The organism is Mycolicibacterium sp. XJ662, from assembly GCF_053484035.1.
Genome location: NZ_JBEFTL010000009.1, coordinates 63,004 through 76,736 on the forward strand (window position 1 = coordinate 63,004; position 13,733 = coordinate 76,736).

Sequence of the window (13,733 nt, forward strand, 5' to 3'; positions counted from 1 at the left end):
GCTGCCGCAGAACCGGCACCGCACCCGCTGGCCGACCGCCTTCCAGTTGCGGCGACCCTTGGTCATCGCGGCTGCCCGGCCCCGTACGCGTTGGTCTGGCGCTTGACGTCACGCGCAACCTGTTCGTCGGTGGACGCGTTCGGGAACACAAAGCTCTGGTTGAACGTGTTGCCCTGCTGGCCCTGCGGACTCTGCGGCTGAGCCTGAGACTGCGCCGGGTCGCCGCCGTGGCTGTTCGGCATCGGCGCCTCCTGCTGGCCCGCCGACACCGGAATGGATGGCCGCGACCCGGCGAACCCGCCCGCAATCCGCATCAGCAGGTTGTTGCTCAAGTCGGCCATCTGCGAACCGCCCGGCGTGATCGTGTCGATGGCACCCTGAGCCAAGATGCCCGCGCTTTGACCGGCGAACGCCGCCGTGCGGTTGAGCAGCTGCACCACCATCTGCGCCGCCGCAGCTGCGGCCTGACCGCCGAACGGCGCACCGGCGGTACCGGCGGCGCTGATCGCGCCTTGGATCGCGCCCATGGGCAGCCCGCCCAGGCCCGCGAACCCGCCGCCGCTGGTCTGCCAGCCACCCTGGCCCGGCGTGTGGCCCTGCACCGGCGGTGGCCCCGGCAGCGGCCCGGTGCCTTGGCCGGTGGCGAAGCTCGGCACACCCAGACCGGGTGTCGTCGGCCCCCCAGGTTGCCCGAGCGCCGGTGACGGCAGCCCGGTCGGCATCCCCGCGCCGGGCAGCGTCGAACCGCCGCCGCCGGTGAACCATTCGGGATGGGCCTGGAACGTGGCGGGCCACGCCTTCGGGCCTTGTCCCCGCAACACGTTCTCGGCTGCGGCGATCTGCTGGGCTTTGGTGGCCAGATCGGCGCGCGCCGGTGCGCCGTGCGGCTTGAACGCATCCCACGTCGACTGCTTGAACTGCAAACCGCCGAAGAACCCGTTACCGGTGTTGGCTGCCCAGTCGCCACTGGACTCCGCGCCCGCGATGGCGTCCCAGTTCGCACCGGAGGTGCCCTGCCCCGAAGGCGTGAACGCGGGACCGCCGAAACCGCCTGCGCCGCCCGGCCAGTTGGTGACGAACACCGGCGTCGCGCCCGAAGAGAACGCAGCCGACATCGACATCGGCCCGGTCCCCGGCTGGCCGTTGAAATGGGCGTCGATGTGGTTCATGTGACCTTTGGCGGGGAACCCGCCACCGCCGGGATACTTACCCTGGTTACGCCAGATGGTGTACTTCAGCCCGAGGGGTCCGGCGTTGGCTTGAAGAAAGCTGTTGATCTCGTCGCCCACCGCCATCTGGTCTGGACCGATGGGAATGTCGATGGACAGCCCGGCGTCGTGAGTTCCCTTGGCGGTGTTGTTATCTCGGCTACCGCCGATCTTCCCGCGAATCTGGTCGCCCCAGAACTTCTGGATCAACGCAGCGGCCATCCGCGACTGCGGGCCGGACGCCACACTGCCGGTGTCGTTGAGGATCGACGGCATACCCACCGACGAGAAGTCGACCGGGCCTATCGGCGAACCCACGTTGCCGCCCAAGGGTGTTGGACCCATGGCTGACGGCGTCACCATGTGGGCGGCTCCGAGCGCACCTGTGCCAGCCAGCATTCCGAAGATGCCGCTACCGGCGCTACCCGGCTTGTATCCGGCGTTGACCTGCGCGGCACTCAGTGCGCCCACGGCGGGCGCGAACGCCAGGCTGGCCAAAAAGCGCACCAGGTTGTCGGCTAAGCCCGGTAATCCCTTGGAGAATCCCAGGTCTCGGTCCAGCGCCGCGCCCACCTGTCCGAGGCTGTCGGCCAGTGTCCTCAGCTTCGGAAGGCTCTTCTCCATCGCGGAGATGTGCTCTTCGATGGCCCGTTGCTCGGCGTCGCGGACCCGCTGCTCGGCGTCGAGGACACTGTTTCTGGCCCTTAACAATTCGAGCTGGTCGGCGTTACCCACCGCTTTCAGGTTGATTTCGCGCAGCCGCGCCTCTTCCAGCGCGCGAAGTGCCCGTGCCACATCGGGATCACTGCTGAGCGGAGACGACGCCGCGAACCGTGACGGGTCCACGAACGGTGCGCGGGTCATTTCTTTGGCGACCGCATCGCCCGCCGACGACGACGAAAACGACGGCGGCATGGTGAAACCGGGCGGCAAGCCCAGCGGTGGCCGGTCGATGCTGCTTTGGCCCAAAGCGCCGCCGACGCCGGGGGCACCGGGTGTCTTGGGGATCGACCGCCCGCCGCGCGGGTCGCTGCCGCCGCCGGGCAACAGGTTGCCGAGCGCTTCCAGCGCCCGCAGCTGCGGCGACAGGCTCGCTATCGTCGCCACCGCGTTGGCGATTGATTCCATGGCCGGTGCGGTGCGTTCGGTGGCGTTGGCGACCTTCTCCATCACCGGCCCCCAGATGGTGAAGAACGGCGAAATGTCGCTGACCACATTGGCTATCGTCGGCATGACGTTCGCGAGCGTGTCGGCAGCGTCCACGATCATCGGCATGATTTTTTCGCCGACCGGTGCCAGCGCCAGGAACGTGCTCGCTAAATCCTTTGTGATGTCCCACAGTTGACCGACCGCTGTGATCCCACGCGAAATCCATTGTTCCAGTTCGCCGCTGGCGCTGATGTCGTTGATCCACTGGCCGAACTCCTGCGCGGCGTTGGCCAGCCCCTGCGCCAGCTGCGGCAGGAAACCCGTTGATACGCGGGCTATCTCGACTATGGCGTCGGTGAACGGGGCGACGGCCGGCCCCAACGCGTCGAACGTCGCCACCAAATTGTGCCCGATCTCATCCAGTGCTGCCAGGGTTTTCGGCGTCTGTAGCTGCATAGCGAACTGACCGAACATGTTGTTGAGCGCGTTGGCGATCCCGGTCGTCGTGGCCTGAATGGTCGGCAAGAGCGTGTTGGCAAGCTCGCTGATGAGCGGCCCCACACCCGCGAAGAGTGCTTGTTGCGTCGACAGTCGCAGCCGGTCGAACTCGGGCACAAGGTTTCTGACGCTCATCGCGGCAGCCTGCGCGGCAGGCGACAACCGCTTAATGGCCTCGGCGAACTTCTCCGGATCGCGAATGTCTTCGATCGCGTCACCAAATCCACTGAGGCCCAACGCAAGTGAACCGATCCCGGCACCGGCGGCAGCGGTAACTCCGGGGAACACGCCGATCACTCCCGACAGAGTGCTGAGGGCACCGGTCAAACCGGTGGCTAACGGCACCAGCGCCGCGATCCCGGCAGGCCCAACAGCCCTACCCAGACCGCTCAAGTCACGCCCCAAACCGGCCAGCCCGCCCACCGCGCCAGCACCGTTGCGGCCCAGCCGGTCCCGGTCACGCTTGACCCGCAACCGCTCAGCACGGTCGGCCTGCTGCTGGGCAAAGCGAATCTGCTGCTGTTGGAATCGGATTCGGGCACGGCGCTCCGCCTCGATGCGGCGAAGTTCGGCGTTGTGATCCCGCTGGCGCTTCGCCTCGATGTCGCGTAAGCCGTCCAGCCGGTCCTTGACCCGGTCCTGCTCGGTGCGGGTGAGCACCCTGATCGCGGCCAGGTCATCTTTGCGCTGGCGCGCCAGATCGTCTGCTACCGAACGGTTTCCCTTCGACACCGTGTCAATGACGTTGCGTTCGTAGTCGCGCGCGATGTCGACCCCGGTGCGGTCGAACGTCTGCTTAAGGTCTTTCGCGGTGCGGCGCAGGGCACGACGCTCAAGGTCGGTGAGTACATTCAGCTCAATGTTGTTGCCGGGCTTCTCACTTGCCATTTACAGCCCGCCTCCAAAGTGAATCTGGGTCTGACCGCGCGGCGCGAACTCCGGCGTCGGCGACTCGCCACCGGTGCCGAACTCTATGAAGCTCGACTTCCAGTCGGTGGCCACCACCTTGGTCGCCGGTAGCCGGTTGTGGTCGTGGCGGGGACGCACGTGGATACTGTCGCGGTAATCGCCCTCATCGACCGGGGCGACCGCCCGCCAGTAGCGGCGGGCGTCCTCGGCCAGCTCGCGGTTCGCGGCGGCGATGGCGGGCCTGCCCTCGTCGCGTAGCTTGTCGGCCAACAGGTTCTCGATCTGCTGACGGTTCTGCTTCACGCGTACCCGTGCCATCAGTTCACCGCCTTTGCTGTCCGAGTTTGCTGGTTTGCTGGAATCGACGGGCGGGGACCAGATTTCTTCGTTTTTCTGTTTTCGCCGTTTTTCGCGATAGATAGATCGGTCTGGCGGGGGTGGAACGGCCCTCTGACCAGCCAAAAAGCAGCGTCGCGCCCGACCGCCCTAATATCCGTTCCGATTGACCCTAATATCCGTTCCGGACCGCCGACGCTCATACCGTTTGCTGACAACGGGCCAGTGTTTGCTGGAATCATGGTGGCACCTCAGTCTTCCACGTCGAAGAACTTCAAGGCCGCAGGACGGGGCCGGGTGTCCAGCCCGTCTTGGCGACCGCCGCGACTAGCGTTACAGTGCTTGCAACTTGGTCGGCAGTTACTCCGAACAAACATCCCCTCGGCCCAATCACGAACCGGCACAACGTGATCAACGGTGTCGGCTACGCCGGTGCAGCCGGGCAAGCGCAGGCGGCACAGCGGACCGTCTTCGGTGAGCACCTGGAAGCGCAGCTTCTTCCACCGTGCCGAGCCGTAGAGCTTGCGGTGTTCCGGTTGCATTGCCATCTCACGCCACCTGCCCAATCGCCTCAACGACAACGTGGTCGATGTTCCCCTCGAAATCTCGGTTGATCTGAGACCCACCGGAAACCCGGTACCTTTTACCCTCGTATTGCAGGTAGTCGTTGGACGTCATCGTCAGCGTCACCGGCAGATCGGGCCGCACGGTGCACCTGACGCGCACGGCGACGACGGTGGTCAAGTCCGTTGTCTGCGTGGCTGACAACGTGCGAAAGACACAGCCTCCCACCGCCGTCACGCTCTCGTCCGGTGTGGGCACGTTGACCCGGTCACGTGTAGCGCCAGCGGTGACCTTGACGAACTCGACTACCTGCGATCCTAGTGGGTCAAGCATGATTCACCTCGAAACCTGTTGGCGCGGGCAATCGCCATCTTGGAAGCACCCTCGGGCAAAATTCGTCATGCATGACGAATTTGATGCTGTTGGCGGGTGCGACATTTTGTCGCACCCGATGGTGGACGGGCCGAGCCGGGGAAACCGAAGAGAACCCGGCTCGGCCCGGTGCTGCCGCCTGTACCAGGGTGCTTCCTTCACCCTCGGCGGCGCACGGTCCGCACCCGCCGCCAGCGACACGAGAAAGGCACGGCCCACACGTTCTTTGGTCATTCATCATCGTCTATCGGCCTGCCGACGAACCGGCCACGTTGCGGCGAACGCGTGACGGCGGCGCGGGTTTCACGCGCCAGCTGGTCGCGCACCCGGCGTTCCAGCAGCGCCCGGTCGGCTGCCCACTGGCTGTGTAGCCGTCGATCACGGCGCGCCTTGGCGGTCGCGTCGTAGAATTCCACCCGCCGGTCACGCATCGCCGTGTGCCTCGCGCCGGAACCTTTCGCCGCCTTCAAAGTTCGCGGCCTTGTCGCGGTAGCTGCGGACCTCCATGTCGCCGTCGACTTGTTCGGCGTCGGCGAGCATCACGTCCGCTGCGCTCAGGCCACGGTCAACGAGCGCGCGCTGACGGTCGGCCCGCGCCTTCAGCGCAGCCCGCCGCGCGGCAGCCTGCGCCTTCGCCTCGGCAGCCTTGGCCTTTTCGTCTTCCAGCCGTTGGCGCTCGCGTTCACGCTCGACGGCCCACTGTTGTTCACGTGCGGCGAACATTTCGGCAGCCAGATCACCGGTGACACAGCGGAACCCGATGGTGTCGAGTTCGACCTGACCGGCCAGTTGCCGCGCCAGATCATCGACGCTGCTGCCGAATCCTTCGGCGACGAGTTCGTGAAGACGGATCAAATCGCCCATTGCACTGTACCTTTCGTCATTTCGACCCAGCAATCCCGGTTGGCTGACCCGTCCAGATGTATCCAGCGATCCAACGTTTCCGCATAGCGGGCGGAAACACCGCAGACCGGACACGTCCGCTGGTACTCGTTCAAGATCGCGTCACGCCGCCGACAGTGCGCGCACCGCGCGTGCCCGCCGCAGCGACCGTTCGCCGCCAGACGGCGGTGCCTGATCGCGGTGTCACTGGCCGCGACGGGTACGTCCATAGCTGTCCACCGCCTTCCGTTCGAACACCCACTGAGAACCGGCCTTGCGGCCCCCCAGCTTCGCCGCTGCCTTGCGAACAGCGCGCGGGCTGATACCCAACAGCGTGGCGACTTCGGCGGCGCTCAGCAACGTTTCGGTACCGGGGTCGGAACCACCGCCGCCAAGCTGTTCGTCCACCCACGCCAGTAGTTCCGGCGGCATCGGCTTGCCGAGCTTGTCGTACGCGTCGAGCGCGATCCGCGCGCAATGGGCGGCGGCATTCACCACAGCCCCCGATTCCCGGCCCCCAGCGCCACGCTGACGGACGAAACCGGCCATCCGCGCATGGTTGGGTCGATCCGGCGTCGGCGGTCGGCAGCGGGCCACTGTTCGGGCGGCCTACGGTTGGCGCTGCCGCGTTTGCTCTTCAGAAGTTGTTGGCGCGCAGCGGAACCAACTGTGTCCAACCGTGTCCCTATATATGTCTGTAGGACATACTTGCTGCTTACAGGCTTGGCCTTGGACATAGATGCTGGTCTGCGGTGTGCACGCCACCAAGTGTGTCCAACGTGTTTGCGAGCCATGGGTTGGGTGTAAATGCGTGACGTGCATCTATGTCCAACACCAATGTCTCTACCTGTAACTATGTCCCTGAGATACATATAGGGCCACACTTGGACACAGTTGCCCGCCCCGAACTGGCACGCATAACGGCGTTTTCCGGCGATGGGTTTGCTCATGGCAGCCGCCAGTACGTCTTGAACGCGTTGGTCACAGGGTCGGCCCCGGTGTCGATGACCACGCGCAGCCGCAGGCGTGCACGCCGCAGCGTGCGCGGTTTGATCTTGGCCGCGTCGGCATCGAGCTTCACCTGAGCCGAGTCCATCTGCGGCCAGTTCATCGTGAGGTATTCGCGCAGCCAGTTGGTTGCCGTCGTCAACGCTGAATCGTCGTCGCCGTCGTTGGCCTGTTCATGTGTGTCGGTGACCCATTCACGGATGGTGCGGTCAGTCGTCGTGACGTAGTCGAGCCTGCCCACGGTGCCGTCGTCGTCCTCGGCGGGTTCCCACCTGTCCACTGCGGTGACCCGATACATCGCGGCACGCACGGGTTTGGTGACGTTGGCCTTGTCCGGCCCGATCACCATGAAGTCGGTATCGTCGTCGCGCACCGCGAACAGTGTCATCCGCGCTTTCTTGCGTAAATGCTGGGTGGCACCGTACCGTTCGCGCACATCGCCGGTAGCCAGCCGGTTGGTCGGCGTGAGGAGAATGATGCCCGCGTCGGTCTTGGTGGCAAGGTCGGTCCACGGTGCCAAAGCCCTTGCGGCGCTTTGCGAATCGCGGACAACCATATCCATTGCCAGGGTGTCTAGCCAGGAATCGACAACGATCAGTGCCGGTTTCGGGTCCATCTCGCGGATGAGGTCGAAGTCGCGGGGAAAAACCGGCGCACCTGAACCGTCGGCTTCCGAGCAGATCACCCGCACCATGTCGAGGTCGGCCCCGGCGACCTCTAGCCGTGGCAGCACTATGGTCGACCAGTCCTCTTCGGTGATCGCAGCCAGTAGGACATGCTGCGGATCACGCTTGGGGATACCGACATCCGGTAACGGGGTCCCTGTGGTGACGGCGGCGACGACGCGAATATCGAACAGCGTCTTGCCGATACCCTCGTCGCCGCACAATACGGTCGGAGCACCGCGCGGAATCCACTTGTTGGCCAGCCACCGCAACCGCGCGGCAGGCTTGAGGTCGGCAGCGCGCCACAGCTTTGGGGTGCTGATCTCCGGTGTCGTGCCGCGCTCCCATTGTTTTCCGTACTCACTGTTCATTGGCGGGGTTCCCTCTTCCCGGCTTCCAGTCCCGACCGCAGTGAGGCTTTGACCGATGCTTCGCCGTCGTCACGTATCAGTCCATTGATCTGGCACGCGGCCCACAGTTCCTCTTTCACAAGGCGTTCCGGCACTTCGCCCATCGCGACCAACTGGCCGAGGTTGAACGCTGACGTGTTGGCCTGCTCGTTGCGGCCTCCGCGCGCGGTGTGGGCCAGGGTGTTGCCCTCGTCGGTTAGCGCTTTAAGTGCCCGCGGCGTCACGTTTTTGACGGTTCTGCGTTGTACGTTGCGCCACGTGGCTTGTCGTTGTGCGCGTTGTGCGCGCCGCCGTTCCAGTTCGGCAACGTCCTCGGGATGCGCCTGCTCCCATGGGCGTACTCCATCACCGCCCGGCAGCGCCGCACCCTTGGGTGCGTACGGCCTATTGGCACGAACCGCGCCGATGAAGTCACCGGCTGCTGTGTCGGGGTAGTCGGTCAGCCACGGACAGTCACACGCCACGCACTTGCCGGTGATCCAGCCGGGACACGGCTGCTCTGCGTCGTCAGACGTGTTATCCTGCATGTGTTTCTTCTTTCGTGCAGCAGGCCCCCTCGGCGATTACTCGCCAAGGGGGCCTGTTGTTTGTATGTGCGGTTGTGGTTTTGCGGTTAGGCGGTTTCCGTCCTGTCGATGGATGTGCGGTCCAGCTTGTCGAGCGCAGCCGAAAGCAACTGCGATAGTGCGCGGACATCGTCGTCCGTAAGGAACATCTCCCGGTCGTCTCCGGTCAAAACAACTGTGCCTATGTCTGATACGCACACCCGGTCAAACATGTAACCGGTACGCCGTCGTGGGGATGCAATCGTGAACCCTACGGGCGGTTCTACCAGCGTGTCGTAATCCCTTGAGACACTGCCGTCGGAGTAGTCGCAAACACGTTCAACCCAATGCAGTTCTTGCATTGTACGTCCTTTCCTGTTGTCGCTCAGGCGGTTACGTCGTCCCGCAAAGCCTCGGCGACCCAGGCGCGTTGGCGAATGGCGCACCACGGCGGCATCGCTATTCCGCCGGTGACGGCTTCCTCGGCAGCTTGGTCGATGACTGCATTGACCCAGTAACCTGATGGTTGGTCCCATATGCCTTGAGTCGGTTCGCATTCCTTACCGTCCACACCTATGCAATCGTCCGTGTGGGGAGTCTTGATCGTCGTGCGTGTTCCCATTGGGTGTCCTTCTTTCGGGTGTGCCTCAGTGTGTTTCGCCCCCGCTGAGGCATTCGGGGGAGCGAGTCACTACCGCGCACCACCGGGCCGTACCGCGATCTGTTGTTTGAGGGCTTCCACGTCGGCTCGTTCGATGCGGATGACGCGGGAACCCTTGATCTGGTAGGCGGGTAGCGTGCCGTCGTCAATGCGACGACGGATAAACATGGTGCTCACATTGAGAATGCGTGCAGCAGTGCGGATGTCGACGGGTGGAACCGTCCGTTTGATGTTGGTGACGCTCATAGGGTCCTGTATACGAGCGCCTACGGACGACCGGTAGGGGATACTGTGATCCCGGAGTGCCTGCCACACTGGCCGTTGGGTTCGCGCAGCGCAGATGGTGTGTGCGCTACGTGATCTCGGATTGCAACGTGTTCTTATTCCGACGTCGTCGCCAGCGCCGACAGCGCCTCGGCCACCGCGATATCGCGGCCACTGACCGCGTTCTGATAGGTCATCGACGCCTTGACCGTCGTGTGCCCGAGCCGCTCCATCGTCTCCCGTAGGGAGCCGACCCGCGCGGCCTGCGTTCCCGCGAAGTGCCGCAGATCGTGGATCGCGGGCTTGGGCTTGGTCTTGCCGTCGCGGCCAATGGCTTTCAGCGCCGCGTGGAAGTAGCGCCTAAATGTCTTGTCATTAAGGTGGCAGCTGCGCTCGGCGGGGAACACCAGCGCATCGGGTGCGACATTTGTCGCAGATGCCAAGTGCGCCAAGATGACTGGCCGGATATGCGGCGGCGTGACCACGGTTCGCACCCGGTGCGTCTTGGGCGTGTCGATGATGCATTCCGGCTTGTGCACGACGGCGCGGCCCACGGTGATGATCGCGGCCTCGTCATCGAAGTCTTTGCGGCGTAGCTCGGTGACCTCGCCCCACCGCAGCCCACACCACGCGGAGATCAACACCAGCGCCTTGTAGCGGGGGTCGATAGCGTCGGCCAGCGCGGCGACCTCGCCCACGTCGAGGATCACCGCTTGCTTTTTCGCGGTGACGCTGCCCGCCCCGCGTATCTGCGCCGGGTTGGTGTTGATGTGCCCATCGGACACCGCCGTCGCCAGCATCGAATGCAGCAGCCCGTAGGCGTGCGACCGATAGGTGGGCCGGTCGACCAAGGTGTTCGCGTACCAGGATCGGACGGCCTGCGGCGTGATCGCGGCGATGGGGATTTTGGCGATACTGGTCGGCTTGATGTGTTCGTTGAACAGGCTCTCGTAGTGGCCCTTGGTGCGCGGCCTGAGTGGTTGGCCCCTGACGGTGCGCTGCTCGATCCACTGCGGGCCATACAGCGCCAGCGTCACCCCCTTGGCGGTGGCCCGGTCGGCGGGCGGCGTCCACGCGCCCAAGTCGATGAGTCGGCGCTCGGACGCTAACCAATGCGCGGCGTCGGCTTTGCGCCCGAACGTGCTCGGCGCGTTGTGGCGCACCCGGTCGGGGCCGATGTAGCTTGCGTGCCAGCGTTTCGGGTGACGCCGACCGCTGGGACGGACCCATCCCCAGCCCCGGTGTCCCTGTTTTCCAGCCATGCCAGTGATGTTATCCGTGTGTTATCCAGCCTGTATATGGCCGCGTATGGCCGTTAACTCACGTGACCGCCGATTAGGTCGGTGACCTGCGGCGATAATCCCTCTACCTGTGACAAGCAAACGCCACGCGATCTAATTCGATCCCAGTCGGGACCACAGAATCCTCAGTCCAAGACCGGGTCCTGCTCGTCCTTGGGGCGGCGTTTGGCCCGTCGGCGCACGCTTCATCACGTGACACTCTGATCCGCACCGTTTCGGTCGTGGGGACGCGATCGTCGACCAACCTGGCGGCGGTCGGCTGTCTCATCGTCGCAGCCCACCTCGGCGCGCGCGTTCGGCGAACGCATCGAGTGCCGCGATGACCTCTGGCGAGCGCCACACGCGGCTGCGTGGTCCCGAGCTCGTTTCGATGGTGATGCCCGCCGCTGACAAGGGTTCGAGGTATCGGCGTGCGTGCTTCGACTCGATACCCAGTTCCTCGGTCAGCAGTGCCGTATTGATGACCGGGCGACGCAGTAATAGGTCGGCGATCTGCCACACGGCTGAATCGCTGCGTGCACTGATCTTGTCGTTCCACTTTGCCCGCACGGCGTGCAACTCATTGACCAGCTCACGACCGTTGAAGACTGCAGCGACAGCCGCCTCCGACATGCGGCGCACGATCGGTGCGGAGTCGCCCTCGCGGTAGGCGGTCAGCGCCGCAAAGTAGCTGTCGGTGTCTGTCAGCAGTCCAGCCGACACCGGCACCGTCACATTTCGTGTTAGTCCTTTGCGGCGCAACATCGCCTGAATCAGTGCTCGGCCGGTGCGACCGTTGCCGTCGGTGAAGGGGTGGATCGTCTCGAATTGCGCGTGTGCCAACGAGATCTGGGGGAGGGCGGGGATATCGTCGCGCTGGGCGAAGCGGAGCAAGTCGTCGATGGCTTCCACAACGCGGCTGTGGTGCGGAGGTACGAACATGGCGCCGCGCGGACCATGGGTGCTTCCGCCGATCCAGACTTGCTCTTTGCGCCACCGACCGGCGGATTTCGGGTCGACATCGCGCATAAGGGCCTCGTGCATCGCCAGGATCGCGTCAGCGTCGATGTTGTCCGCCAGGTTGATCGCGGCGACCATCGCCGCGGTGTTGGCGACGATGACCTTGGCGTTAGCGGTCGTCTTGGCCCCTGGCAGCTCGGCCTCGGCAATGGCGCGTACCGATGCCGTCAGGTTTTCGATGGTGGAGCTGGCTGACGATTCGGTTCGCAACAGCACCGATGAAAACGGCACGGTACCACCGCCGACCTCAGCGTCGAATCGAGTGACCTCGCGGCTGGCGTCCTCAGCGTCGGCGAGCACGTCGGACGGTAATTTGACAGCGAGATCCGCGATTTGCGCGCTGATCGCCGCGTTATAGCTGCCTTGTTGTCGCTGTGCCGCCCGCACATACGATGCGGCAGGGGAGGCGTCCCAGGGCAGCGTCTCGTACTGGACGGCGTGGCTGCCAAGCGGGTCCATCCCGGAACTTTACACCCAGATACGTGACTAAGTGGGTGTTAGTGTCGCGGCAACACCCACTTAGTCGGCGTCGACGCGGCGAACATCAAGCGCGCAGGAGCGCGCAAGAGGCCTCACCTACTCGGTCCGTGCCAGGATTTCCCGCACCAAATCCATACTGGTTCCCGGATGCAGGAACGCGAACCGGCCGACGGGCTCACCCTCCCACTTGGTCGGCGGAATGAACGCCACCTGGTCCTGGTGCAAGCCCTGCGCCCACGCGGTGTAGTCGTCGGGACCCCAGCCGAGCCGGCGAAACAGCACCACCCCGAGGTCGGGTTCGAGAATCAACTCCAGCTGCGGGGCCGCGTTGATCAGCTCCGCCGTCTCGCGGGCCAGTGACGCCGCGACCTCGATGGCCTCGCGGTATGCCCCGATGCCGTGCACCGCGAGCGAGAACCACAGCGGCAGCCCGCGCACCCGCCGGGTCAGGTGGTAGGCGTAGTTGGCGGGGTTCCATTCCTCGCCTGACACCTTGATGACATCCAGGTACGACGCGTCCTGGGTATGGGTGGCCCGGGCCAGTTCGGGCTCGCGGTAGAGCACCGCGCAGCAGTCAAACGACGTGAACAACCACTTGTGCGGGTCGAGGATGAACGAGTCCGCATGTTCGAGGCCTGCGTATTTCGGCTTCAGCGAGGGCGCGAACACCCCGGCCCCGCCGTATGCGCCGTCGACGTGCATCCACCAGCCGCGTTCGCGCGCAATCGCGCCGACGCCGGCCAAGTCGTCGATGATGCCGGCGTTGGTGGTGCCCGCCGTGCACACCACCGCCGCGATGTTCTCCGCATCGCTCGGTACCGCATTCCGCACGATCTCGGCGGTGAGCCGATGATCCGGTGTGTCGATGACGAGCGCGTCCAACTCCAGCAGGTGCAGCGCGTTGACCACCGACGAGTGCGCATCGGCTCCGACGACCACGCGCAGCCGCCCCGTGGCGCCGCGCTTCTTCGCCGTCTCGCGCGCCACGGCCAGCGCCGACAAGTTGCCCGCCGACCCGCCGGACACAAAACAGCCCCCGGCCGTCGCCGGCATCCCGGCTTCGTTGGCGATTACCCGCAGCGCGCTGTTCTCGGCGGCCACCGCCCCAGAGGCTTCCAGCCACGACTTGCCCTGCACGGGCGTGACCGACACCAGCATGTCGAACAGCAGGCTGGCCCGCGTCGGCGCCGCGGGAATGAACCCGAGGAACCGGTCGCTGTCGGCGGAGATCACCGTCGGCGCGATCACCGAGGTGTACACGCCCAGCACCTCGTCCGGGTCGCGCGGCATCTCCTGGATCAGCCCCTTGAAGTGTTCGTTGAGCTCTTCGGCCGGCGGCACCGTCTTGTTGAGCGGCACGGGGTCCATCCGCAACCGGTCCTCGGCGACGGCCAACACGCTGCGCATCATCTGTTCGGTGGTCTGGTCCACCTTGTGCATCGCTCTCACTCCAATCTTCGACGGTCGAGTCGTGCGGGGCCC

At 65.0% G+C, this 13,733-nt stretch carries 15 protein-coding genes; all 15 read right to left on the reverse strand.

The genetic code is table 11. The annotated features are described in order from the left end of the window. Window positions 1–62 precede the first annotated feature (62 nt). The gene (locus ABQE93_RS20875) at window positions 63–3,743 is read right to left on the reverse strand and encodes a transglycosylase family protein (RefSeq protein ID WP_448410168.1); all 3,681 of its coding nucleotides are present in this window, start codon (window positions 3,741–3,743) and stop codon (window positions 63–65) included. Then, a complete protein-coding gene (locus tag ABQE93_RS20880) occupies window positions 3,744–4,082 on the reverse strand; it encodes an HK97 gp10 family phage protein (protein WP_448410170.1) in 339 nt (112 codons plus the stop codon). 269 nt (window positions 4,083–4,351) lie between these two features. Next, complete coding sequence (locus ABQE93_RS20885; RefSeq protein ID WP_448410172.1) at window positions 4,352–4,648, reverse strand: HNH endonuclease; 297 nt, start codon at window positions 4,646–4,648, stop codon at window positions 4,352–4,354. A 1-nt stretch (window position 4,649) separates the two neighbouring features. Further along, a complete protein-coding gene (locus tag ABQE93_RS20890; protein ID WP_448410174.1) occupies window positions 4,650–4,997 on the reverse strand; it encodes a hypothetical protein in 348 nt (115 codons plus the stop codon). Window positions 4,998–5,266: 269 nt separating this feature from the next. Next, window positions 5,267–5,467 (reverse strand): hypothetical protein, encoded by a 201-nt coding sequence (locus ABQE93_RS20895; protein WP_448410176.1) that lies wholly within the window; start codon window positions 5,465–5,467, stop codon window positions 5,267–5,269. Then, window positions 5,460–5,900 (reverse strand): hypothetical protein, encoded by a 441-nt coding sequence (locus ABQE93_RS20900; protein WP_448410178.1) that lies wholly within the window; start codon window positions 5,898–5,900, stop codon window positions 5,460–5,462. Before ABQE93_RS20900 ends, ABQE93_RS20895 begins: the two co-directional genes overlap by 8 nt. A gap of 222 nt (window positions 5,901–6,122) precedes the next feature. Then, complete coding sequence (locus ABQE93_RS20905) at window positions 6,123–6,467, reverse strand: helix-turn-helix domain-containing protein (protein ID WP_448410180.1); 345 nt, start codon at window positions 6,465–6,467, stop codon at window positions 6,123–6,125. 397 nt (window positions 6,468–6,864) lie between these two features. After that, window positions 6,865–7,962: an AAA family ATPase gene (locus ABQE93_RS20910; protein ID WP_448410182.1), complete on the reverse strand. Its 1,098-nt coding sequence runs from the start codon at window positions 7,960–7,962 to the stop codon at window positions 6,865–6,867. Next, a complete protein-coding gene (locus ABQE93_RS20915; RefSeq protein WP_448410184.1) occupies window positions 7,959–8,528 on the reverse strand; it encodes a hypothetical protein in 570 nt (189 codons plus the stop codon). Before ABQE93_RS20915 ends, ABQE93_RS20910 begins: the two co-directional genes overlap by 4 nt. Before the next feature lie 86 nt (window positions 8,529–8,614). After that, on the reverse strand, window positions 8,615–8,908 hold the full coding sequence (locus ABQE93_RS20920) for a hypothetical protein (RefSeq protein WP_448410186.1): 294 nt from the start codon (window positions 8,906–8,908) through the stop codon (window positions 8,615–8,617). A 23-nt stretch (window positions 8,909–8,931) separates the two neighbouring features. Beyond that, window positions 8,932–9,168, reverse strand: a complete 237-nt coding sequence (locus ABQE93_RS20925) for a hypothetical protein (protein ID WP_448410188.1) — start codon at window positions 9,166–9,168, stop codon at window positions 8,932–8,934. Window positions 9,169–9,237: 69 nt separating this feature from the next. Continuing rightward, window positions 9,238–9,453, reverse strand: coding sequence for an excisionase family DNA-binding protein (locus ABQE93_RS20930; RefSeq protein ID WP_448410190.1), 216 nt, complete (start codon window positions 9,451–9,453; stop codon window positions 9,238–9,240). Window positions 9,454–9,587: 134 nt separating this feature from the next. Next, on the reverse strand, window positions 9,588–10,733 hold the full coding sequence (locus ABQE93_RS20935) for a tyrosine-type recombinase/integrase (RefSeq protein ID WP_448410192.1): 1,146 nt from the start codon (window positions 10,731–10,733) through the stop codon (window positions 9,588–9,590). A 303-nt stretch (window positions 10,734–11,036) separates the two neighbouring features. Next, a complete protein-coding gene (locus ABQE93_RS20940; protein ID WP_448410194.1) occupies window positions 11,037–12,230 on the reverse strand; it encodes a Fic family protein in 1,194 nt (397 codons plus the stop codon). A 117-nt stretch (window positions 12,231–12,347) separates the two neighbouring features. Further along, window positions 12,348–13,691: a pyridoxal phosphate-dependent decarboxylase family protein gene (locus ABQE93_RS20945; protein WP_448410196.1), complete on the reverse strand. Its 1,344-nt coding sequence runs from the start codon at window positions 13,689–13,691 to the stop codon at window positions 12,348–12,350. Between the last annotated feature and the right edge of the window lie 42 nt (window positions 13,692–13,733).

What these genes read in the sequence shown, in the direction of transcription:
- ABQE93_RS20875 (WP_448410168.1), bottom strand. Translation starts at nt 3,743, where the DNA reads ATGGCAAGTGAGAAGCCCGGCAACAACATTGAGCTGAATGTACTCACC.
- ABQE93_RS20880 (WP_448410170.1), bottom strand. Translation starts at nt 4,082, where the DNA reads ATGGCACGGGTACGCGTGAAGCAGAACCGTCAGCAGATCGAGAACCTG.
- ABQE93_RS20885 (WP_448410172.1), bottom strand. Translation starts at nt 4,648, where the DNA reads ATGGCAATGCAACCGGAACACCGCAAGCTCTACGGCTCGGCACGGTGG.
- ABQE93_RS20890 (WP_448410174.1), bottom strand. Translation starts at nt 4,997, where the DNA reads ATGCTTGACCCACTAGGATCGCAGGTAGTCGAGTTCGTCAAGGTCACC.
- ABQE93_RS20895 (WP_448410176.1), bottom strand. Translation starts at nt 5,467, where the DNA reads ATGCGTGACCGGCGGGTGGAATTCTACGACGCGACCGCCAAGGCGCGC.
- ABQE93_RS20900 (WP_448410178.1), bottom strand. Translation starts at nt 5,900, where the DNA reads ATGGGCGATTTGATCCGTCTTCACGAACTCGTCGCCGAAGGATTCGGC.
- ABQE93_RS20905 (WP_448410180.1), bottom strand. Translation starts at nt 6,467, where the DNA reads ATGGCCGGTTTCGTCCGTCAGCGTGGCGCTGGGGGCCGGGAATCGGGG.
- ABQE93_RS20910 (WP_448410182.1), bottom strand. Translation starts at nt 7,962, where the DNA reads ATGAACAGTGAGTACGGAAAACAATGGGAGCGCGGCACGACACCGGAG.
- ABQE93_RS20915 (WP_448410184.1), bottom strand. Translation starts at nt 8,528, where the DNA reads ATGCAGGATAACACGTCTGACGACGCAGAGCAGCCGTGTCCCGGCTGG.
- ABQE93_RS20920 (WP_448410186.1), bottom strand. Translation starts at nt 8,908, where the DNA reads ATGCAAGAACTGCATTGGGTTGAACGTGTTTGCGACTACTCCGACGGC.
- ABQE93_RS20925 (WP_448410188.1), bottom strand. Translation starts at nt 9,168, where the DNA reads ATGGGAACACGCACGACGATCAAGACTCCCCACACGGACGATTGCATA.
- ABQE93_RS20930 (WP_448410190.1), bottom strand. Translation starts at nt 9,453, where the DNA reads ATGAGCGTCACCAACATCAAACGGACGGTTCCACCCGTCGACATCCGC.
- ABQE93_RS20935 (WP_448410192.1), bottom strand. Translation starts at nt 10,733, where the DNA reads ATGGCTGGAAAACAGGGACACCGGGGCTGGGGATGGGTCCGTCCCAGC.
- ABQE93_RS20940 (WP_448410194.1), bottom strand. Translation starts at nt 12,230, where the DNA reads ATGGACCCGCTTGGCAGCCACGCCGTCCAGTACGAGACGCTGCCCTGG.
- ABQE93_RS20945 (WP_448410196.1), bottom strand. Translation starts at nt 13,691, where the DNA reads ATGCACAAGGTGGACCAGACCACCGAACAGATGATGCGCAGCGTGTTG.